The 21,191-nt window shown below is 62.6% G+C and carries 23 protein-coding genes; 13 read left to right on the forward strand and 10 right to left on the reverse strand.

Annotation, left to right across the window (positions count from 1 at the left end; all coding sequences use genetic code 11):
* Window positions 1-16 precede the first annotated feature (16 nt).
* From rplI to rpsF, 4 genes are all read right to left on the reverse strand, one after another.
* Window positions 17-610: a 50S ribosomal protein L9 gene (rplI, locus tag ACH79_RS30240; RefSeq protein ID WP_161854200.1), complete on the reverse strand. Its 594-nt coding sequence runs from the start codon at window positions 608-610 to the stop codon at window positions 17-19.
* A gap of 48 nt (window positions 611-658) precedes the next feature.
* Window positions 659-1,630, reverse strand: a complete 972-nt coding sequence (locus ACH79_RS30245) for a DUF2232 domain-containing protein (protein ID WP_161854201.1) — start codon at window positions 1,628-1,630, stop codon at window positions 659-661.
* A 123-nt stretch (window positions 1,631-1,753) separates the two neighbouring features.
* Window positions 1,754-1,993, reverse strand: a complete 240-nt coding sequence (rpsR, locus tag ACH79_RS30250; RefSeq protein ID WP_002711478.1) for a 30S ribosomal protein S18 — start codon at window positions 1,991-1,993, stop codon at window positions 1,754-1,756.
* A 5-nt stretch (window positions 1,994-1,998) separates the two neighbouring features.
* The gene (gene rpsF, locus ACH79_RS30255) at window positions 1,999-2,472 is read right to left on the reverse strand and encodes a 30S ribosomal protein S6 (RefSeq protein WP_161854202.1); all 474 of its coding nucleotides are present in this window, start codon (window positions 2,470-2,472) and stop codon (window positions 1,999-2,001) included.
* Window positions 2,473-2,762: 290 nt separating this feature from the next.
* Between rpsF and ACH79_RS30260 the strand changes: the two genes are divergently transcribed.
* From ACH79_RS30260 to gmk, 10 genes are all read left to right on the forward strand, one after another.
* Entirely contained in the window at window positions 2,763-3,473 is a 711-nt protein-coding gene (locus tag ACH79_RS30260; RefSeq protein WP_202639065.1) for a TetR/AcrR family transcriptional regulator C-terminal domain-containing protein, read from the forward strand.
* Window positions 3,470-4,498: a fatty acid desaturase family protein gene (locus ACH79_RS30265; protein ID WP_161854203.1), complete on the forward strand. Its 1,029-nt coding sequence runs from the start codon at window positions 3,470-3,472 to the stop codon at window positions 4,496-4,498. Before ACH79_RS30260 ends, ACH79_RS30265 begins: the two co-directional genes overlap by 4 nt.
* A gap of 64 nt (window positions 4,499-4,562) precedes the next feature.
* On the forward strand, window positions 4,563-5,189 hold the full coding sequence (locus ACH79_RS30270) for a LysE family translocator (protein ID WP_161854204.1): 627 nt from the start codon (window positions 4,563-4,565) through the stop codon (window positions 5,187-5,189).
* A gap of 109 nt (window positions 5,190-5,298) precedes the next feature.
* Window positions 5,299-6,252: an ACP S-malonyltransferase gene (fabD, locus tag ACH79_RS30275; RefSeq protein WP_161854205.1), complete on the forward strand. Its 954-nt coding sequence runs from the start codon at window positions 5,299-5,301 to the stop codon at window positions 6,250-6,252.
* Between the two features lie 21 nt (window positions 6,253-6,273).
* On the forward strand, window positions 6,274-7,011 hold the full coding sequence (gene fabG / locus ACH79_RS30280) for a 3-oxoacyl-[acyl-carrier-protein] reductase (RefSeq protein ID WP_161854206.1): 738 nt from the start codon (window positions 6,274-6,276) through the stop codon (window positions 7,009-7,011).
* 303 nt (window positions 7,012-7,314) lie between these two features.
* The gene (locus tag ACH79_RS30285) at window positions 7,315-7,554 is read left to right on the forward strand and encodes an acyl carrier protein (RefSeq protein WP_008969609.1); all 240 of its coding nucleotides are present in this window, start codon (window positions 7,315-7,317) and stop codon (window positions 7,552-7,554) included.
* Between the two features lie 97 nt (window positions 7,555-7,651).
* Window positions 7,652-8,917, forward strand: a complete 1,266-nt coding sequence (fabF, locus tag ACH79_RS30290; RefSeq protein WP_161854207.1) for a beta-ketoacyl-ACP synthase II — start codon at window positions 7,652-7,654, stop codon at window positions 8,915-8,917.
* Between the two features lie 127 nt (window positions 8,918-9,044).
* Window positions 9,045-10,337, forward strand: coding sequence for an endolytic transglycosylase MltG (mltG, locus tag ACH79_RS30295; protein WP_161854208.1), 1,293 nt, complete (start codon window positions 9,045-9,047; stop codon window positions 10,335-10,337).
* A gap of 117 nt (window positions 10,338-10,454) precedes the next feature.
* The gene (locus tag ACH79_RS30300; protein WP_161854209.1) at window positions 10,455-11,342 is read left to right on the forward strand and encodes a YicC/YloC family endoribonuclease; all 888 of its coding nucleotides are present in this window, start codon (window positions 10,455-10,457) and stop codon (window positions 11,340-11,342) included.
* A 3-nt stretch (window positions 11,343-11,345) separates the two neighbouring features.
* On the forward strand, window positions 11,346-11,999 hold the full coding sequence (gmk, locus tag ACH79_RS30305) for a guanylate kinase (protein WP_161854210.1): 654 nt from the start codon (window positions 11,346-11,348) through the stop codon (window positions 11,997-11,999).
* Window positions 12,000-12,017: 18 nt separating this feature from the next.
* Here the strand turns inward: gmk and ACH79_RS30310 are convergent, their stop codons facing one another.
* The 4 genes from ACH79_RS30310 to ACH79_RS30325 all read right to left on the reverse strand — a co-directional run bounded on the left by ACH79_RS30310 (window position 12,018) and on the right by ACH79_RS30325 (window position 15,770).
* Window positions 12,018-13,145 carry a hypothetical protein gene (locus ACH79_RS30310; RefSeq protein WP_161854211.1) on the reverse strand — a complete coding sequence of 376 codons (1,128 nt, stop codon included), beginning with the start codon at window positions 13,143-13,145 and terminating at the stop codon, window positions 12,018-12,020.
* 169 nt (window positions 13,146-13,314) lie between these two features.
* The gene (locus ACH79_RS30315) at window positions 13,315-13,914 is read right to left on the reverse strand and encodes a hypothetical protein (protein ID WP_246738195.1); all 600 of its coding nucleotides are present in this window, start codon (window positions 13,912-13,914) and stop codon (window positions 13,315-13,317) included.
* Window positions 13,877-14,386 (reverse strand): hypothetical protein, encoded by a 510-nt coding sequence (locus tag ACH79_RS30320; protein ID WP_161854212.1) that lies wholly within the window; start codon window positions 14,384-14,386, stop codon window positions 13,877-13,879. The genes ACH79_RS30315 and ACH79_RS30320 overlap by 38 nt, the downstream gene beginning before the upstream one ends.
* A 34-nt stretch (window positions 14,387-14,420) precedes the next feature.
* Window positions 14,421-15,770 carry a caspase family protein gene (locus tag ACH79_RS30325; RefSeq protein ID WP_161856648.1) on the reverse strand — a complete coding sequence of 450 codons (1,350 nt, stop codon included), beginning with the start codon at window positions 15,768-15,770 and terminating at the stop codon, window positions 14,421-14,423.
* 1,043 nt (window positions 15,771-16,813) lie between these two features.
* Here ACH79_RS30325 and ACH79_RS30330 point away from each other — a divergent pair.
* Both ACH79_RS30330 and ACH79_RS30335 read left to right on the forward strand, forming a co-directional pair.
* Window positions 16,814-17,470 (forward strand): RelA/SpoT domain-containing protein, encoded by a 657-nt coding sequence (locus ACH79_RS30330; RefSeq protein WP_161854213.1) that lies wholly within the window; start codon window positions 16,814-16,816, stop codon window positions 17,468-17,470.
* Between the two features lie 18 nt (window positions 17,471-17,488).
* On the forward strand, window positions 17,489-17,950 hold the full coding sequence (locus tag ACH79_RS30335; protein WP_161854214.1) for a hypothetical protein: 462 nt from the start codon (window positions 17,489-17,491) through the stop codon (window positions 17,948-17,950).
* A gap of 166 nt (window positions 17,951-18,116) precedes the next feature.
* Here the strand turns inward: ACH79_RS30335 and ACH79_RS30340 are convergent, their stop codons facing one another.
* A complete protein-coding gene (locus tag ACH79_RS30340) occupies window positions 18,117-19,871 on the reverse strand; it encodes a PHB depolymerase family esterase (RefSeq protein ID WP_161854215.1) in 1,755 nt (584 codons plus the stop codon).
* Between the two features lie 593 nt (window positions 19,872-20,464).
* Between ACH79_RS30340 and ACH79_RS43240 the strand changes: the two genes are divergently transcribed.
* Window positions 20,465-20,638: a hypothetical protein gene (locus ACH79_RS43240; protein WP_202639066.1), complete on the forward strand. Its 174-nt coding sequence runs from the start codon at window positions 20,465-20,467 to the stop codon at window positions 20,636-20,638.
* Between the two features lie 135 nt (window positions 20,639-20,773).
* Here the strand turns inward: ACH79_RS43240 and ACH79_RS30345 are convergent, their stop codons facing one another.
* Entirely contained in the window at window positions 20,774-21,151 is a 378-nt protein-coding gene (locus ACH79_RS30345) for a PRC-barrel domain-containing protein (protein ID WP_161854216.1), read from the reverse strand.
* Window positions 21,152-21,191: the final 40 nt, after the last annotated feature.

The raw sequence follows: 21,191 nt of genomic DNA on the forward strand, positions 1-21,191 counted from the left end.
CCAGAGCGACAGAGGCTTACTTCTCGGTCGCGGCTGGGGCGACCTCGTCGTGCTGGGCTTCCGGATCGAAGAACTCGCCCGCGGCGGCGAGCGCCTCGGCGGCGGCGTCCTGATCTTCTTGACGGGTCGAAATGTCCTCGCCGCGGTTGATGCGCTCGGCTTCGTCGGCGCTGCGCGCCACGGTGACGCTCACGCTGACTTCGACTTCCGGATGCACGGCGATGGCGATCTCGTGCTTGCCGATGGTCTTGATCGGGGCGTCCAGCAGAACCTGGCTGCGGCTGATGGTGACGCCGTCGGCCTCGAACGAAGCGATGATATCGCGCACGCTCACCGAGCCGAACAGCTGGCCGGTCTCAGAGGCCTGACGCAGCACGACCACGTTGCGGCCGTCGATCTTCTCCGCGACCTTGGTGGCTTCGCCCTTGGCCTTGAGGTTGTTGGCCTCGAGCTCGGCCTTCATGCCGTCGAACTTGGCGCGGTTGTCGGCGGTGGCGCGCAATGCCTTGCCGCGCTTGAGCAGAAAGTTGCGGGCGTAGCCGTCGCGTACTTTGACGACTTCGCCCATCTGACCGAGCTTGGTGACACGTTCCAGCAAGATGACTTCCATTTTCGTTCTCCTTTGATGTTCGTATTCGATTAGGTGGATGTTGCAGTTTCAGGATGCGGGCAGCGGTGGCGGCTTGCCGCGCAGATAGCGTTGGCGAAGTCCGAAGACGGCGTCGGCAAGCCCGAGCGCGATCATTGCGAGAACGGGCCAGCCGAACACGATAACGATCGCGTAGGCGCAGCAGAGCCAGAAGCCGCGACTTTTGAGCGCCAGCGTCAGCGTGTGCAGCACGGCAAAGCCGGTGAGGCCATAGGCCATCATCAGCGCGGTGGTCGCGATCTGCGCGAACATCGCGGCGAGCCCGCCGATAAAACAAAAAGCCAGCGCGACCGATAGCGCCACCAGCGTCATCGGCGGCAATTCCGCGCTCCTCAGGTCAGGCCACGGCCGCTGCAGCCGGCCCGAGGTCGCGGTGACCTTTCCGGCAAGCCAGAGATTGAGCGTCAGCGTCATCGTGGCGACGACCGTTGCGGCGGCGGGAGCGATGATGGCGAGAGCGGTTACCCAGCGCTCGATATCTGCCGATGGCGTAGTTCCTCGCGGCGTCAGAATTCGCATGAGACCCCGGCGCAGCACGCCGTTGATGGCCTCGGCGTCGCCACCAAGCGTCAGCATGGCCGCGATCGTGGTCAGCGCGGCAAAGCCGGCGATCCAGAGCAGGATACGGCCGACCGGATACCATTCGAGCTGAACCGCAGCAGGTGCCGAACCGTCTTCAGCGGCGGCGGCAGGCAGCGGCCGTCCCAGCAGGGCAAGATGGCCGAGCCACCAGGCCGGCACGGCCACGGTAATCGCAAAGGCGATGCAATAGGCCAGGCCAAAAATCGCACCGAGGCCTGCGGCCGCGGCGATGCCGCCGATCGTCGCCGCTAGCGGACCCCATCCGAGCGCCACCACCATCAGCGGCAGCGGCGCCAGATAGAACAGCAGCAATGAGATCAGCGCGCCCGAGATGATCGAGGCGAACATCAGCGCCGACGCGCAGCCGGCGGCAAGACCAATGAGGACAATCGCGATCATCAGCTGTCCCGCTCCTTTCGAGCGGTTAGAGGTCTTCTCGACCCCAACCATCGGCGACCGGACGACCCCGGAAGCCTTATGAATGAATACGACCGGCGGCGCGGACGCCGCCGGTCGAAGATATTAGCGAATGACGTAGGGCAAGAGGCCGAGGAAACGCGAGCGCTTGATGGCGCGCGCGAGTTCGCGCTGCTTCTTGGCAGAGACGGCGGTGATGCGGCTCGGCACGATCTTGCCGCGCTCGGAGACGTAACGCATCAACAGCTTGGAATCCTTGTAGTCGATCTTCGGCGCATTCGGACCCGTGAACGGGCAGGTCTTGCGGCGACGGAAAAACGGACGGCGTGCACCAGCTTCAGCCATGATTCTTACTCCTCTTCCGTCGCTTCAACGGCTTCTTCGCGCGGACGGCGCGGGCCACGGTCGCCACGGAAGCCGCCGCCTTCACGATCGCCACGGAAGCCACCTTCGCGGTCGCCGCGGAAGCCGCCGCCACGATCGTCGCGCTCGCGGTCACGATCGGCCTTGCGCATCATCGCCGAGGGACCTTCCTCGTGCTCTTCGACGCGGACGGTGAGGTAGCGGATGACGTCTTCGGAGATTCGCTCCTGGCGCTCGATCTCGGTGACCGCAGCAGAGGGCGCATCGATGTTCATCAGCACGAAGTGTGCCTTGCGGTTCTTGTTCATGCGGTAGGTGAGGGAACGCACGCCCCAGTTCTCGGTCTTGGTGACCTTGCCGCCGAGCCCTTCGACGATGCCCGTCATCTGGGTGGTCAGCTCTTCGACCTGCTGGGTGCTCGCATCCTGACGCGCGAGAAAAACATGCTCATAAAGAGGCATGGGTGTCCTTTCCTGGTGTTGGCGCGGTTCCCGGCGGCAAGCCCTTCGAGACCTTCGGAAAGGACTCGATATTGCTCAGAAGGCGGAAGCACGGGACGACGGGCCGACTGGCCCTGCCACATCAATCCGAACGATGAATTGCTGAGACCGTCCGTTCAGCTCCCGGCCGGGATCCACGGATGCGCGGGTTATAAGGATTTTGCGCGGACTGGCAAGGCTTCGCGTGCTTCGAAAAAGCCGATCTTGACATATTTGTTTGTATATCATACAAATAAGGGATCGGAGGTAAAATGGCTCCCAAGTCCGTTCAAACAACTCCGGAAATGCCGGCCGACGATCCCAGGCACGCGGCCCGCGCAACCAGGACCGCCGGGCGCCAGATGCGCTCACGCCTGCTCGATGGCGCCAGCCGCCTGTTCAAGGAGCGGGGCCTTGCCGGCACCTCGATCTCCGACATTGCGGCGGCCGCAGACGCGTTTCCGAGCCAGATCACCTATTATTTCCGCACCAAGGAGGCGCTGTTCGTCGAGGCCGCTTGCCGCGAGATGCTCTATCTGGCGCGCGCGACCGAGCAGGCGGCACTCCAGGCCCACACGCCGCGGCAATACACCCTCGCACTGGCGGAGACGGTGACGGCGACAGATTCAGTGGCCTTCTTCGCCGAAGCCCTGACGCTCACCAGACGCCGCCAGGATCTCGCGCCGCTGGTTGAGCGCACGATCGAGCGCCTGCACAGCGAAGGCGCGCGCGCCTATGCGAGCCAGGTCGAGCGCCACGGCTGGCGCTCGCTCCGCGCGCCCGAGGAAAGCTCGCGGCGATTCTGGGCGGTCGCGATCGGCGTCATGGTCGAAGGTAATGCGATGGGGCGATCGGCCGAGGATTTGTGCGGCGAAATGCTGCGCGTACTCGGCGAGCAGGCCACGCCGCCGCCGGGGGCCGACAGCGCCAGGCTGCGTTTGGTTGACGACCATGACAAACCCGACGGGGAGGGATCATCATGACCGCACTCCGCATGCGTGCTCGCGATTTTCTGAGCGAGGATCAATTGATCGCCGTCCGCGAGCGCGTGACGTGGAAAGGCATCGCCCTGATCGCCCATGCCTGGGCGCTGATATTGGGCTCGATCGCGCTGGTCGCGTGGTGGCCCAACCCGCTGACCTTTCTGCTGGCGGTCGGCATCATCGGATCGCGCCAGCTCGGGCTCGCGATCCTGATGCATGACGGCGCGCATGGATGCCTGTCGGCGGACGAGAAGGTCAATCTGACGCTCAGCCAATGGTTCTGCGCTTACCCGGTCTTTGCCGAGACCCGAGCCTATCGCCGCTATCACCTGCAGCATCATGCGCGCACGCAGCAGGAAGACGATCCGGATCTGATCTTGTCGGCGCCGTTTCCAATCACGTCGATGAGCTATCGGCGCAAGTTCTTCCGCGATATCACCGGACAGACCGGCTATCAGCAGCGCAAGGCGCAGTTCTTGAATGCGCTAGGGCCGAAGGAATGGCCGCTGTCGCAACGCGCGGCGCATTTCTGGGAAAAGCTTGGCCCGCAATGTGCGGTCAATGCCGTGATGTTTGCAGGCCTTGCCGCCGCCGGCGTGTGGTGGGCCTATCCGCTGTTGTGGCTATTGCCGCTGCTCACGTGGCAGATGGTGATCACGCGCATCCGCAACATTGCCGAGCATGCGGTCGTTCCCGACTCGAGCGATCCCTTACGCAATACCCGCACCACGCACGCCAATTTCCTCGAACGGCTGTTCATCGCGCCTTATTATGTGAACTATCACCTCGAGCACCATTTGCTGTTCTACGTGCCCTGTTACAACCTGCCGCGTGTCCACCGCATCCTGTCTGAAAGCCGCTACGCGGATCGGATGGAAGTGCAGCCGGGTTACGCTGCCGTGCTGCGGCTCGCGACCGCCAAACCCAACCACGAGGACCGTCCCGGCAAACTGGCAAGCATCGCGCGCCGGGCGCGGGCCGGGGCGGCGGAGGTTGGTGGCGACCAGGCCACAGGCGGGTTCTAGACAACACCTTGCGTACCCATAGGTGATGGCCTTGAGTGCCATCGGTCGTGGAGGACCTGCGCCAATGATCGATCTGACCACCTTGGTTGCCTATGCGGCGGTTGTGCTCGGCTTTGTTTTCATTCCGGGCCCTGCCACGCTCCTCACAGTCGCACGGGCAACGAGTTCGGGCACAAGGGCGGGAATCGCTACCGGCTTCGGGATCGCGGCCGGCGACATGATTCATACTTTCACGGCGATTGTCGGTATCTCGGCGATCATTGCCACTTCGGCGGTGCTGTTCAGCATCATCAAATATATTGGCGCCGCATATCTCGTTTACCTCGGCATTCGGGCAATTCTTGAGAGGGCGCCGGCAAATCCGACAGCAGGCACGCTGCCAATTTCGGCCGGCAAGGCGTTCAGGCAGGCTATCTTGGCCGAGGTGCTGAACCCAAAAACCGCGCTTTTCTTCCTTGCGTTTCTCCCCCAGTTCGTGGTGCCTGAAAACGGATCGGTTGCGCTTCAACTGACGATCCTGGGGATCCTTTTTGTCCTGTTGGGGCTGGTCAGCACAGTGGTCTTTGCGGTGTGTGCGGGACGGCTAGGCAACTTTCTCCGTCGAAACCCCACCGTGCTGAAATGGCAGGGCAAGGTCGTTGGCGGCATCTATTGCGCGTTGGGCGCCCGGTTGGCGCTGCAGGAACGCTAAGCCTGCCGCCCCAATTCCGGCCTTCCAGATAATGCGTCATTCCGCAGCGCGGCTTGACATCCCGGCCTCGGTCAGTGTCTTACGGCCCCATTCTAACGAGGGAGCGCCGATGACGGCTGCATTTACGTTTCCGGGCCAGGGTTCCCAGGCGGTCGGTATGGGTAAGGCCTTGGCGGAGGCCTTTCCGGCCGCGCGGGCAGTGTTCGACGAGGTTGATTCGGCGCTCGGTGAGAAGCTGACGGCGATCATCTGGGATGGCCCCGCGGAGACCCTCCAGCTCACCGAAAATGCCCAGCCAGCGCTGATGGCGGTATCGATCGCCACGCTGCGGGTGTTGGAGACCGAGGCGGGCTTTTCCGTCGGGCGGGATGCGGCCTTCGTAGCCGGCCATTCGCTCGGCGAATATTCCGCACTGGCCGCGGCCGGCAGCCTCAGCGTCAGCGACACCGCGCGCCTGCTGCGCACCCGTGGTCTTGCGATGCAAAAGGCGGTGCCGGTCGGCGTCGGCGCGATGGCAGCACTGCTCGGGCTCGACTATGAGGCCGCGATGGCCGTCGCCAGCGAAGCCGCGCAAGGGCAGGTCTGCCAGGCGGCCAACGACAATGGCGGTGGGCAGGTGGTGGTGTCCGGCGACAAGGCGGCCGTCGATCGTGCCGTAGAAATCGCCAAAACCAAGGGCGCCAAGCGCGCGATGTTGCTCCCGGTATCGGCGCCTTTCCATTGCAAGTTGATGCAACCCGCCGCCGACGCGATGGCGCAAGCGCTGGTCGGTGTAACGATCAAGGCGCCGGCCTCGCCGCTGGTGTCGAACGTGCTGGCTTCGCCGATCACCGACCCCGACGAAATTCGCCGCCGCCTGATCGAGCAGGTCACCGGCACCGTTCGCTGGCGCGAGTCGGTCGCCTACATGGCAGCGCACGGCGTCACGCGATTCTTCGAAATCGGCGCCGGCAAGGTGCTGAGCGGACTGGTGAAGCGTATCGCCGACGGCGCCGTCGGCGTGTCGGTCGGGGGACCCAATGACATTGCCGCCGCCAAGGATGCATTGGCGGCTTCGGCCTAAAGCTCCCGGAAGGAGAGATTGATGTTCGATTTGACAGGCAGGACAGCGCTGGTGACCGGCGCGACCGGCGGCATTGGCGGGGCGATTGCGCAAGCATTGCACGGGCAGGGTGCGACGGTGGCAATTTCCGGCACGCGCCGCGACGTGCTGGAGTCGTTTGCCGGCAAGCTTGGCGATCGCGTCCACGTGCTGCCCTGCAATCTCTCCGACAGCGCGCAAGTCGAGGGACTGGTGCCGGCGGCGGAAGCCGCGATGGGGCAGGTCGATATTCTGATCGCCAATGCCGGCATCACGCGCGACAATCTTTTTGTGCAGTTGCGTGACGAGGATTGGGATGATGTCATCCAGGTCAATCTGACTGCGACTTTCCGTCTCGCCCGCGCCGCAACCAAGCTGATGATGCGCAAGCGCTTCGGCCGGATTATTGCGATCACCTCGATCGTCGGCGTGACCGGCAATCCCGGCCAGGCCAACTACACCGCGTCGAAGGCGGGAATCATCGGCCTGATCAAGACGCTGGGCGCGGAATACGCCAAGCGTAACGTAACCGCCAATTGCATCGCGCCGGGCTTCATCAAGACGCCGATGACGGATGCGCTCAACGACAAGCAGCGCGAGACCATCCTGGCAAAGGTTCCTGCAGCGCGGCTGGGGACGCCCGAGGACATCGCCGCGGCGGCCGTCTATCTCGCCTCGAACGAGGCGGCTTACGTCACCGGCCAGACGATTCACGTCAACGGCGGAATGGCCATGATTTGAGCGAGTTATTGCCCCGATCAATGCGGCCAAAGGCCGTTTTCCGGGGTGGGTGAGGCTTGTAGTCAAGGCTTGGGAAGTATGGTAACCGAACCCCCGACGGATGGGCAAACAAGGCCATTGCAGGATTTTGAAACCCTGTATATTGGCGTGGCGACGCCTGCCGTTCGCCGGGGCTTTGTCGGCTACCACCGTGCCGAATCAAGACTATGCGCGATAGCGAAGGAAGTTTAACGACCACGATAGCTCGTAGCGTCTCTGTAGCGTCTTGGGGTCGGGTCCAATGGAACAAGCACGAGGTTGAAGATGAGTGAGATTGGCGAGCGGGTTAAGAAGATTGTGGTCGAACACCTCGGTGTTGAACCCGATAAGGTTGTCGACAACGCAAGTTTCATCGATGACCTCGGCGCCGACAGTCTCGACACCGTCGAGCTTGTGATGGCATTTGAAGAAGAGTTCGGTTGCGAGATTCCCGACGACGCCGCCGAGACGATTTTGACCGTTGGCGACGCGACGAAGTTTCTTGAGAAGAACGCGAAAAGCTGACGTCCCGGGCGGGTAGAGACAGAGCCGGACGGGCCGTTGTCGAACGGTCCCCCGGTTTCTTGTTTTGGGCCGCCGGTTTCGGCCTGGAGTTTCTGACATGAGACGTGTTGTCGTCACGGGGCTGGGCATGGTTACGCCGCTCGGCTGCGGCGTTGACACAACGTGGACGCGCATCCTCAACGGCCAGAGCGGCGCCAAGAAGATCGACACTTTCGAGGTCGCCGATCTCGCCAGCCAGATCGCTTGCGTGATTCCGCGCGGCGACGGCTCGGACGGCACGTACAATCCCGACCAGTGGATGGAGCCGAAGGAACAGCGCAAGGTCGATGACTTCATCGTCTTTGCTATGGCCGCGGCGCGCCAGGCACTCGACGACGCCAACTGGCATCCTTCGACCGAAGAAGACAAATGCGCGACCGGTACCCTGATCGGCTCCGGGATCGGCGGCCTGTCCGGCATTGCCGAAACGTCGCTGCTTTTGAAGGAGCGCGGGCCGCGCAGGGTATCGCCTTTCTTCATTCCGGGACGATTGATCAATCTCGCTTCCGGCTATGTCTCGATCGAGCACGGCCTCAAGGGCCCCAACCATTCTGTCGTGACCGCCTGTTCGACCGGCGCGCATGCGATCGGCGACGGTGCCCGCCTCATTGCGCTCGGCGACGCCGACGTCATGGTGGCGGGCGGAACGGAATCGCCGATCTGCCGGCTGGCAATGGCAGGCTTTTGCGCCGCCCGCGCGCTCTCGACCGGTTACAACGATGCGCCGCAAAAGGCATCGCGTCCCTACGACAAGGATCGCGACGGGTTCGTGATGGGCGAGGGCGCGGGCGTCGTCGTGCTCGAGGAATACGAGCACGCGAAAAAGCGCGGTGCGCGAATCTATTGCGAAGTGGTGGGCTACGGCCTGTCGGGCGACGCCTATCACATCACCTCGCCGTCGCCGGATGGCGATGGCGGCTTCCGCAGCATGAGCGCGGCGATCAAGCGCGCCGGAATCGCGGTATCCGATATCGACTACATCAACGCCCACGGCACTTCGACGCAAATCGGCGACGAGATCGAGCTCGGCGCCGTTGAGCGGTTGCTTGGCAACGCCGCCTCGAAGGTGTCGATGTCGTCGACGAAATCGTCGACCGGGCACCTGCTCGGTGCTGCCGGCGCGATCGAGGCCATTTTCAGTATTCTTGCGATTCGCGATAACATCGCTCCGCCCACTATCAATTTGGAAAATCCGTCGGTGGAAACGGCGATCGATCTAGTGCCGCAGACGGCGCGCAAGCGCGAGATCAACGTCGCGCTGTCGAATTCCTTCGGTTTCGGTGGCACCAACGCCTCCGTGATCGTTCGGCGTGTGGCTGACTAACAAGTGTTTCGAACTACTCCACCGTTTTGCCGTATTCGGCGATGACTTCTACACGTGGGCGTATGCTATCGGCTGGGCAGGGGGATTGCCGGGCTGCGATTGAACCGGCAGGATTCAGGTTGCATCGATGAGTGAGAGGCCGCCCATTTCGCCACGAAGTCCGCGCGCTGCGCTGGAGCCGGAGCGGGTGCCGCCACCGCCGAAGCGGTCGGAGCGCGCCCGCAATCCATTCGTGGTGGTCGGCAATGCCATCATCACCATCCTGATCATTCTCATGATCGGGGCGGGGACAGTCTATTATTACGGCAGGCAGATCCTGGAGACGCCGGGCCCGCTCAAGGAAGACAAGATCGTCAACATTCCCGCGCGGGCCGGCAAGCGCGACATCGCCGATGTGCTGCTGCGCGAAGGGGTGATCAACGTCAATCCCTGGGCATTCATCGGCGGTGTGTTTGCGCTGAAGGCGAGCTCCGACCTCAAGCCCGGCGAGTATTCCTTCCAGAAGAATGCCAGCCTGCGCGATGTCATCGCCACCATCGTCGAGGGCAAGGTGGTGCAGCACGCCGTCACCATTCCCGAAGGCCTGACCTCCGAACAGATCGTGACGCGCCTGCTCGACAACGACATCTTCGCCGGCTCGGTGCGGGAAATCCCGCGGGAAGGTACGTTGCTGCCCGAGACCTACAAATTCCCGCGCGGGACCACGCGCGAGCAGGTGATCCAGCGCATGCAGCAGACCCAGAAGCGGGTGCTTGCGGAAATCTGGGAGCGCCGCAATCCGGATGTTCTGGTCAGGTCGCCGGAGCAGCTGATCACGCTGGCCTCGATCATTGAGAAGGAAACCGGCCGGGCCGACGAGCGCAGCCGCGTAGCGGCGGTATTCACCAATCGCCTGCGACAGAGGATCAAGCTGCAGTCGGATCCGACCATCATCTACGGCCTGGTTGGCGGCAAGGGAACGCTGGGCCGGCCGATCAAGCGCAGCGAGATTACGCAGCCGTCGCCCTACAACACCTACGTCATCGAAGGCCTGCCGCCGGGACCGATCGCCAATCCGGGCCGCGCGTCGCTTGAAGCCGCCGCCAACCCGGCGCGCACGCGCGACCTGTTCTTCGTGGCGGATGGAACGGGCGGGCACGCCTTCACCGAAACCTACGACGCGCACCAGAAAAACGTCGCCAAGCTCCGGGCGATGGAAAAGCAGATCCAGAACGACACCGTCGAACCAACAGAGGATGCGCCGCCGCCGACGGCGGCCGGCGGCGCGCCGGCCGACACTAATCCGACGGCGACGACGCGGCCGGGAGGGCAGAAAAAGCCGCCGCGTCCGGCAACACCCCCGGCGCCTGCGGCGGCACCGGCACCGGGCCGCCAGGGCGCCGCGCAGTCGACCACGACGCCGCCGGTGGTTCAGCGCTAAGGCCGGGGTTGTGCAGGTGTTCCGGCGACCGTCGGAACACAATTCCACTTTGGCGGAAATCGGCTTAAGGTCGCGCCGTCCCTATCGAGTCTCGAAATCCCAGGAAAGTGTTACGCGATGGCGCTATCGAGCATGACCGGTTTTGCCCGGAGCCACGGCGCCAGCGGTCCCTATACGTTCGAATGGGAATTGAAGTCGGTCAACGCCAAGGGCTTTGACCTGCGGTTGCGCCTGCCGCCCGGCTGGGATGAACTGGAAGCGTTGGCCAAGAAGCGCGCCGGCGAGGTGCTGTCGCGGGGCACGGTCTATGCCAATCTCAACGTCAAGCGCGCCAACGCGGTCTCGACCGTGCGCATCAATGAAGACGTGCTCGCTTCCGTCGTGAAGGTCGCGGGCGAACTCGCCGCCCGGATCGATGCGGTGGCGCCCAGCATCGACGGGCTGCTCGGCATCAAGGGCGTCATCGAGGTCGTCGAGCCCGAAAGCGACGAGGCGGAAGACAAGGCGGCAAGGGACGCGGCGGCCGCCGCCTTCGAGCAGGCGCTCGGCAACCTCGTCGAAATGCGCCGCCGCGAAGGTGCGACGCTTGGGCAAATCCTCAATCAGCGCATGGATGAAATCGAGAGGCTGGCGAAGAAAGCCGAGGCCGCGCCCGGTCGCAAGCCGGAGGCGATCAGGGCGCGCCTTGCCGAGCAGGTGGCGGCGCTATTGGAAACTTCCGAACGCTTCGACGCTGACAGGCTCAGTCAGGAAGCGATCCTGATCGCGACCAAGGCCGACATCCGCGAGGAGCTCGACCGCATCGCCTCGCATGTCGCGCAGGCCCGCGAGATGATCGGCAAGGGCGGACCGATCGGGCGGCGGCTCGACTTCCTCGCCCAGGAATTCAACCGCGAGGTCAACACCTGCTGCTCCAAGTCGAACGATCTGGAATTGACCCAGACCGGGCTCGAGATGAAGAACGTGGTCGAGCAATTCCGCGAGCAGGTCCAGAATCTGGAGTGACGGATGGTGGCTTCTGGTTTCGACGGGGTTGAGCGGCGCGGGCTGATGTTCGTGCTGTCGTCGCCGTCCGGCGCGGGCAAGACGACGCTGTCGCGTATGCTGCTTGAGCGCGAGCCGGGGCTGAAGATGTCAGTTTCAGCGACGACGCGCCCGATGCGACCGGGCGAGGTCGAGGGACGCGACTATTTCTTTGTCGACAAGCCAGAATTCGAGAAGATGGTGGAGCAGGGCGAACTGCTCGAATGGGCGACCGTATTCGACAATCTATACGGTACGCCGCGTGCGCCGGTCGAAGCGGCATTGTCGGCGGGCCAGGACGTCTTGTTCGACATCGACTGGCAAGGTACCCAACAGCTACATCAGAAGGCGAGCGTGGATGTCGTCCGCGTTTTCATTCTGCCGCCGTCCGCCGCCGATCTCGAGAAACGGCTGCACACGCGGGCGCAGGATTCGGACGAGGTCATTCGCGGGCGCATGAGCCGCGCCACCCACGAACTCAGCCATTGGGCGGAATACGACTATATCGTCGTCAACCAGAACGTCGATGAAGCCTTTGCCGAGGTGCAGTCGATCCTCAAGGCAGAGCGGCTCAAGCGTGAGCGCCGCACGGGTCTCACCGAGTTCGTTCGCAAGCTGCAGCGGCAGCTGGAAAAATAGCCGACGCTTTCGTTTCGGTCAGGTCTGCGCGCTGCGGGCGAGGCGGGCCAGCATTTCCGTCACCTGCTGTTCGCGCTCCCGATCCTGCGGCACGCGCGCCCGCTCCTGAGGTACGCGCACTCGCTCTCGCTCTTGGGGTACGCGCGCGCGCTCTTGGGGTACTCGCACGCGCTCCTGCGGCATGCGGGCGCGCTCCTGCGGCACACGCGGCCGCTCCTTGGGCACGCGGGTTTGCTGCACGGTCTCGGTGCGGCGCAGCCGGGCATCCTCGCCATGGAACATCGGCTGGGGCGAGGGCTGGGGCGCGCGCCGGGTGCGAGCGGAATCCCACATCTTGCCCCGCTTCTTGCGCATGGCGCGGCGGGCCCGCATGCGGCCGATCCTCACCATTGCACTGACCGTGATGCCGGCCAGCGCGAGCGCGGCGGCCACGACGAGAAACAGCATCTGCAGCGACGCGGTCGGCTTTGCCGGCACCGCCACCGGTTCTGCCGGGGCGGGCGTAATCTGATCCACTGCGGGCTGCTGCACTTCCGCAGCCGGCGGCGGCTGGTTTGCGGGCGTCGCGGCGGCGGCGACCTGGATAGCGGCCGGCGTGGTCGAAACGCTCGCGGCGGTCGGAGCATCGTTCCAGCGCATCGACCACAGCGGCGCCGGGGCCAGCACGTTCGGCATGGTTGCGCGCGGGCTGTTCTGAGCTAGCACCGTGCCGGTCGTTTGCGGCTCGGCTTTGGCGGGCTCGGTGCGGGGCGGCTGGGACACCCATTCGGCGCGCGCGTCGGAGATCGATTTGCGTGGGGCTGGCTGTGGCTGCGGCGCTTCTGCTGCGGCCGAAGACGGCGCAGGCGCCGAGGCAGGCGGTGCGGCGCGCGCGAACTTGTCGTCGGCCTTGTCGTTCTCCTCGCGCAGATACCAGCACTGTCGTTTGGTCGTGCGATCGATGCGATAGTACCAGTGGCTGCCCGCAGGCGTCGCGCCCTTCGGCGCGGACAGGCAACTGTCCGCGGCCGCCTGGGCCACTTGCACGCCGGCTTCCGCCGCTGGCTCCGCCGCTTGGGCCCGGAGATCCGTCACAGTGGCCAGATTGGTTGCTGCCACAATGCCAGCAACGAACGCCGGGACGAATTTCACGGAACGGTACGACATCGATAACCCCGGCAACGCTACGCAACGCGACGCTTGATGCGCCCAATCTGGTCAGAGACTTGGGTCGCAATGAGCCGCAATTTCGGAGCGGTTGGGGTTTAATTGGGGCTTGCGCGCTGCCTCATATGAGGCAGGCTAAGGCCATGAAAGATCTGTGGAAAACTGGCTTCTATTGTTTAGAAGCAGTCCAACGTCCGGAACATCCGTCCGATCGCACGAACGAGCCGGAGCCGCTGCGGCCCGAGAAACGCCCGGTACTGGTCCAGCTCAAGCCCTGGACGGATCCGCCGCTCCGCGTCGCGCCATTGGCGCTGACCGATCCGGAGCTCAATTCGCCGGAAATTCTGCCCCCGGAGATGACGAATCGCTCGGTGGCGCTGCCGCAGGGCGTGCCCACGGCAACGGAAACCCATGAGCCGTCGAAATTGCCGCCGCCACCGCCGCTGCCTTCACCGCCGCTTCGGCGCGACGCCCGTCGAGGCTCGTCGGATTCGGGCTTTGCACGGCGCACCGGTTTTGAGGGTTCGACCGTGCGCGGCGCCTCGCGCGAACCGGACAGCGATTTTTCGTCGTTGCCGATGCTGCCGCCGGCGCTGCCGGATTGCGCGAGCGCGGCGCTGTTGATCGCAACCAAAATTGCGAGTGGGAGGAGGCCAATTCGAAGCGAAGGTTGAGCCGAGTATTTCATAATGAAATGTTCCACAATTCCCCGGCTGTGATGGACAGCCGCGCTATTGCTTGGATGCTGTCCATCGGCCGCTGCATCCATCGGATTGCCGGAAAGTCCCGGAGCCGCTGCGGCCGGAAAGTCGGCCGACGCTGGTGGCGGTGACGCCGCTGGAATTGTTGATCGCGCTGACTGCGCCGTTCGGGCTGACCCGTCCGCTCACACCCTGCCCAATGATTCTGCCGCTGCTCACCACGACAGCGTTGCGGCTGCTGCCAGAGCACGTGGTGCCCACACTGTTGACGACCCACGCGCCGTCGAAACTGCCAACACCTCCACCGCTGCCCTGCGAAGCGCGGCGCGGCTCGTCCACCTCGGGCTTGCTGCGCCGTGCGGGCTTTTCCGATTCAGTTGCGCGGGGCGGCTCGCGCGAGCCGGACAGCGATTTTTCGTCATTGCCGATGCTGCCCCCGGCGCTGCCGGATTGCGCCTGCGCAAGGCCGGAGCCGAACGCGAGCGTGATCGACAATGCGAGGAGAACGGTCCAGATCGAATGGCGGGCGGCATCTTGCATGAACAGGTGCTTCCAAATCTCTTGAACAAAAATTCTAGGGGCCCGATCCATCCGCACAGACCGCGCCAATAATACGGCAAGATTTGCCAGCCTTGCCGCACTCGTCAAGCGCAGCGTCCCTGGCGCGCTGAACGGTGTCGCGCTGAACCAGCGACCAGGATTTTCCCGAAATCGCGAACGCGCCGCACCGCGCGCCGTAAAAACTCAGCTCGACCGGACATTTGCTGGTGCCGCAATTCTTCAGCGCATCATCGATCGCCGCCCGCCGCGACGAATGATTCCACGACATGCCCCATTTGTCGCTGTCGGGGCCGAACACGATCGAGCCCCACGGCTTCAGGTCTTCCATCTTGCGCAGCCGCGTCAGCACGCCTTCGGTGGCGTCGCCGGTCGGCGTCATCTTCACCTTCTCCTGAAACTTGGAGATCGCGGCGCGCATGCCGTTCTTGCTATCGAGCGGCTCCGGATCGTAATTGAGCTCGAACAGGCGATCGCTCAATTCGCGCAGCAGGATGGGATCCTTGATCGGCGTGCGGTCGGGATCAGGGCGCAGCGTCGAGGTCAGCGGTTGAGGCGGTGGCGCGACGGCGACCTGCTGGGCTGATGGAGCAGGCGGCACGAAATAGAAATTGCCGTCGATCGGCGAGGACGACACCCAGGGCTGCTGCGATCCGCCGGTCTGGCGTTTTACGGCAAGGCCGACCTGGTTGAAGGTCTGGAAGATATCGAGCCCGGCCTGCTTGATCGTCGTGGCAAGCGCCCTGGTGTAGGGACTGTGGCCGTCGGTGCCATCGAGCGCGACATTGCCGGGCTGCGTCGCATAGGAGATCAGCGTGCCCTCCGGCGCGCGCATTTGCGCCAGACCGCCGTCGGAGGCGCGCAAGCCGCGCGCGCCGAACGGGTTGTTCCGGCAGGCATCGAGGATCACCATGTTGAGCCGCGTGCCCGAGCCCTGCATCTGGCGCAGCACGAGATTGACGTCCACCATCTGGAAATCGACATCGGCCTCGCGTGTCGGATTGGCGCCGACCGGCACCAGATAATTCGAGCCGGACACCTGCACGCCGTGGCCGGCATAATAGAACAGCGCAACATCGGCGCCCTGGACCTGGCGGCCGAAATTCTGCACGGCGATATCCATCGCCGGCTTGTCCAGATCGAGCTGGGCACGGCCGCCGATCAGCGTGAAGCCGAGCGAGGCCAACGTCTCCGCCATCAGCGCCGCATCGTGGCGCGGGTTATCGAGCCGGGTCACGTTGTGATAGGCGGAATTGCCGATGACGAGCGCAACGCGCTTTTCGGCGGCGGCAGGCGTAACGAACAGCAGGGCGACCAAAACCGCCAGCGCCGAATTCCTCCAGCTACAAGCAAAAGCCCCGTACATCTCTAATAAAACCTCATAAAGAAACGCCTGCAGGTTATCAGCCCGCGCGCGCTGCGAAAAGCGGTGCGGCGCTGCAAACAGGATGCTCGAAAGGGGTATGCCGGTGCTCCGCTGCGCGCGCAGTTGTTTTCGATGAATGCGGCTGGCGGCCGGATACGACATCGCGATCTCGCGGCGCGTCGCGCCCGAAGTGATGCACCGACGATACCCTCGAAAAACAGAGGGTGCAGGGAAAGCCGGGTGCCCATGACACCCGCAGTCGTGCGCACAACAATGCACACGGCAGACCGCAGGTGCGCCGGAACACCCGGCTTTCCCTGCGCAGTGGTTTTAACGCTTATGCCGCGTTCTCCCCGGAGCCGAATTCCTCTGGCCTCCGTCGCCGACGGATTGACGATTGATCGAAAGCCCGGTCGGGCCCGACAATCTCCATCGGCTTGACACCAGCAACGGGTGCCAGGACCGCGCGGTTTTGCCGTCCACGGCTTCCCCGGACAAAGCGCTTCGACCGGCCCGTATGCTGCCGGAAGAAGTTTTGCCCGAAGCGTTTAAGCGCCGGTCGTCTGCGCGTCCGTGTCCGCTCACGGAAAGTCCAGCCTGCGAACCCATCGCGCGCCCGAACGCTGCCGCGTCCACCGCAACCCGTCCCAACGTTCGTGACGCTGGCCAACGCCCCTCTGTCTCAAGGACGGGATAGCGGGAGTTGTAGGTTTGATTTGGGTGCCGCGTTAAGCGAAAAATTTTGGGGGGGGGGGGGGAATATGTTTCTTGCCAGCAGGGGCAAATCAGTGATTGGGGGCGGGGGGGAAGTTGCGCGGGGAGCGACTATTGTATGCACTCAATTGAGACGTACGGCTTCATCAGGTTTCACCGGCAAGTTAAGTGCAGTCCAGCACTGTCACCGTAATTTCACTGTCACCGCAATCAGAGCGTCCCTAGCCCGCCGGTGCTACCGTGGGTGGCGCGGTCGATTCGTTATGGCCGTCTGTTGCATTGTGCGCCGATCATTGGGATCGGTGCTATGACCTTTGTGGCTTCCGGAAATGGAATGGGCTGTTCCAAAGCACGCCAAGAAGCGCGTTAACTGGGCTGGGAAAATGCTCCTTGCCGAGGTGCCGCCCTTTGATTGGTCTGCGGCAGAACGGGGCGAAGAATATACCGGCAATGACGCACATCACGCGTGGGCGCAGGACTATTTTGAAGCGCTGGACATAATTAACAACTGGCGCTCATCGCATAACTTTCCGCTCAACACCTTTCATATCGGCCTCAAGCGCCGAGCAAAGATTATTGATCCCAAAGCGATCACCGCACAGAGGATTAAGCGTCTAGCCTCGATCGAAGCCAAGCTTCGTCGCTTCCCGACCATGACACTCTCTCAGATGCAGGATATTGGAGGTTGTCGCGCTATCGTTGCAACGGCGCAGGGCGTTGCAAAATTATGCGAGAGCTACGCTGAGAGCGACCTGAAACATATCCTGCATGAGACTGACAACTACATCGACACGCCAAAGGATTCCGGGTACCGCGGCGTGCACCTTATTTATCGATATCATTCCGACAGAAGGCAGGACTATAACTCGCTGAAAATCGAGATGCAGCTGCGGTCGCAGTTGCAACACGCGTGGGCGACGGCTGTCGAGACCGTCGGCGCATTTGTTCGTCAAGCTTTGAAGTCAAGTGTTGGTGAGCAAGAGTGACTTAGATTCTTTGCCCTGATGGGAGCGGCGTTAGCGTTCCGAGAAAACACTGCGCCGGTCCCAGGCACTCCAAGCGCGTACTCAGAGCTTGTCAAAGAAATCCGCGAGCATGCGAAATCGTTGGAAGTAGCAAGCAGGCTACAGGCCTTCGGCGCGGCGCTTCAGTATTATGAATCGAAACAATCTAAGAATACCCACTACTACCTAGTCGAGGTAAACCACGCTCAAAGAACCCTAAGCGTGACCGGCTTTAAACAGAGCGAATCGGAAAAGGCGACCGCAAAGTATTTGGAAGTCGAGAAAAAGATAAAAGATACCAGTCCAAATTCTGACGCCGTGTTGGTGTCCGTGGATTCGATGAATTCTCTTCGTCAGGCTTACCCGAACTACTTCTTAGACACGGGCGTGTTTGTAAACGCTCTGCGTGCGATTTTGGCACCTCCGAGGGTTATCGGTAAAGGTCGTATCCGACAGACATAGAGCAAGCATTGCCCGGATGATCGAAGCGATATCCGGGGCCCTCACGTCCAGCGGTCCCGCATATCGCATGCGCTCATGCGGGCTACTTGCTGCAAATGGGATACAGATGCTCTGCGCACCGGAAATCATTCCGGAGTTGCAGTTCAGCACCGTCACCGTAATTTCCTCAGGGTATGCTCTCCGGCCGCACGTACCAGTCGTTGGAGGTCGCTTTCCTGTGCAGCGGGAAGGGATTGAACTGGTTGGCGAGAAAGATCTCGGAAAATCCCTGATCGCACGAACCAAAGCCAACACTCGCGCACGGCGCGGAGTAGACCCGTAACCTGCCGGCACCCATGTGGGCCTGCCAATTGGCGGTGACGGCTTGCAAATTGCTCACGGTCACGTCGGGGCCCGAGCTGACGGGGCTCGTTGCGCCGGCGCGATCCGCCGCCTGGGCTCGGGTCGCGTAGGTTCCTCCAGGCAACCCGCATTCCTGGTATTTGAACTTGTCCTGGCTCACGCCTGCGGGTTTTCGTGGCCGGGTCCCCAGCTCTACGCCGACACTGGCGAGCTGTCCCTCGGGATCGGACGCGGAGCCCGCCACCGTGATACAGTCGCCGCTGACCGAGGCGCTGCTGATCGTGACGCTGGGTGGGGCATTCGGCGGCGGCGATCCAAGCGTGATCGGATTGCCTGCTATGTTCGTGCTGGCGCCGTCGTTGTCTTTCGCGGTCGCGACCGGCACGTAGATGGCGTCCATATGCAGATTATCGAACGTCACGGCCCAATCGCTGGTCCCCGAAGCGGTTTTCGCTGGTTGAGGAAAGCGGCCATCGAGCCGCACCGTCACGCTCGCAACCGAGCCCGCGGAGGCGGACGCCGTCCCGTTCACGCTGATCGAATTTCCGGTGGCCTGAGCCGCGCTGATTGAGATCGACGGGGGTGGGGCTTCGCGGAACGGATGCGCCTTAAAGAAAGCCCATTGCAACTCGGTGGCGCTCGGCCCGGTCGGATCGGCGAATTGTCCACTGTTGTCGCCGACCCAATAGTGAGTACCGGTGCCGATGAAATCGCCACGCTTGCCTTCGTAAAAGACGGTCTCGACCACGGAGCGCTGCGGGCTGCCATACCTCGTCTGGGTGCAGGGCACGCCTTCAGCCGTACAATCCAGTGTCGCAGTTGGTGAGGGGCTAAGTCCGTAACGGCGGATCCAGGCATCCCGTATGTTTTCGGATGCCAATTTATTCACCACGCAATCGTTGCGCGAATGAATGGCCATGATCGGAACGGGACGCTGCTCCTCGGGTTGCTGCTGCTCCGCTTTCATCGCGGCCACATTGGCGGAGACCGGCTTGAAACTCCCCGGATTGACGCAGACGAAACCTACTGCGGAGGAGGTCTCCGCGTAGGGCAGGCCCTCGACAGAGCCGGCCGCGGCAAAATAGTCGCTGTGAGCGACGGCGAGCGCCACCGACATTCCGGCGCCGGAGGACAGGCCGGTCACATAGCGCCGGTTGGGATCGATCTTCAACTCGGCCTCGATCTCGCGTGCGATCTGGTGCAGGTCCTCGACCTCACCTGCGCCCTTGTGAATGTGCTGGTCGAGAAAGAAGCCCCAGCAATTCGTCTCCCGCATGCCGTCATAGGAGGTGATGAAGGGGTAAACCGCGATGAAGTTATCGCGCTCCGCCAGATCCTTGAAGCGCGTCTCGTTGATCATGTTGGTCTCGGTCTGGCGGCAGCCGTGCAAGATCATCACAAGCGGCACCGCATCCTGTCCTGTGTAGGTAGACGGCACGAAGACCTGATAGTGGCGATCGCGCGAACCTGCGTAGGATTTTGCCGTGAACACCTTCTGCCGCAACTCGCCGGCAGAAGCAGCTCCGCTGACCAGCCAGCAAAGAACGAGCGTCAACAATCGCCACAGGATGGGAAACATCGGACCCTCCGATCTTCAACGACACCGGTCATGCGACGCCGACTTTTCACATCCGATCAAAGTTTCGGCGTCACCAGATCGATAAGCCGTTGGCAGCGACAACAGTCGCATTGCGGCGATGGCGGTCGTGTGATCTAAAACACAGGTCCAAAGCATCTTTTCTTTGCGAAGAGACGGTGGAACAAAGGCAAGCTGAGAGGCGACGGAAAACTCCGCGGCCGGCGGACAGCGATGCTGCGGCAAGGATTACGGTGACAGTGCGCTTAATCCGCCGCCCGCGAAGCGCAATTGAGTGCACTGTCACCTTAATCCCAGTCTCGCAATTTGGGATCGGTTCGTTGCCGTGCCCCGGAGCGTATGAAGTAGTTGCGAAGTTGTCGTTGGCAGCTTCTTCGCTGGTCTGGTTTTGGGACGCGCTCGCAAGCGGCTTTGAGTCAAGGAACTCGAAAGTCGAGTAGGAGACCACCTGCTTTTCCTGCTGATCTCGCGGCAGCCGGCACGGATTCACTAGATAGAAACCATAGAAAATTATCTGGAAACTTTAGCGAAACAACTCGGCCGCCTGAGCGTCGGTTTGCCGGAGGGCAATCGTCATGACAGAGCGCCAGTTCAGAGAGCTAGAAACTGATATCGCGCGCTATCGGCTGCTGGAACGGGAGGTCACCGATCCACTTGCCGCGTGCCTGATACACGTCATCATCCAGGAACTTGAAGCTGACCTTCAGAAGGATCGCGAGCCCGGTCAGCGACGTTGCCGGGACGGCTAGCAAGCGCGACCGGCTAAAGCAATGGGTCGTGCGAATGCGTGCCCGAGCCAGGCTCCGCGATATCCGGGCCTCACGTCCAGCAGGCCCGCATATCGCGTGCGCTCATGCGGTGTACTTGCTGCCTGGCGTTATAGACTATAGACCACCTCGTCCTTCCCAGTACGTAGGCGTGCCGTAGTACTGGTGAGTGCGTGTTTCCCAGTCTCGATCCTGCCAGGAGTCATCACTGAACTCAGGCGCATCCCTCAGTTGTTGCTCGGTGATATCAGTTCGAAAACCAAGGAGCGATCTGTCATACTTCAGAGCGGCCCACGGGATGGGATAATGGCTATGGCCCAACCCAACAAATCCGCCAAAGCTCATGACGGCGTAGGCTACGCGACCTGACATCTTGTCGATGATGAGGTGATCGATCTCACCGATATTCTTTCCATCTGCTCCATAAACCTCGGTTCCATGAATGTCTTCGCTTGAGATGCACTGATGATCTGGATGGGCTGTTGCGCGGGCCATGGCTTCGGCTCCCTTCATAAGTGGGTTTTGTCGCCTTAAC

Origin of the sequence: Bradyrhizobium sp. CCBAU 051011 (assembly GCF_009930815.1) — a bacterium.
Classification (GTDB): domain Bacteria; phylum Pseudomonadota; class Alphaproteobacteria; order Rhizobiales; family Xanthobacteraceae; genus Bradyrhizobium.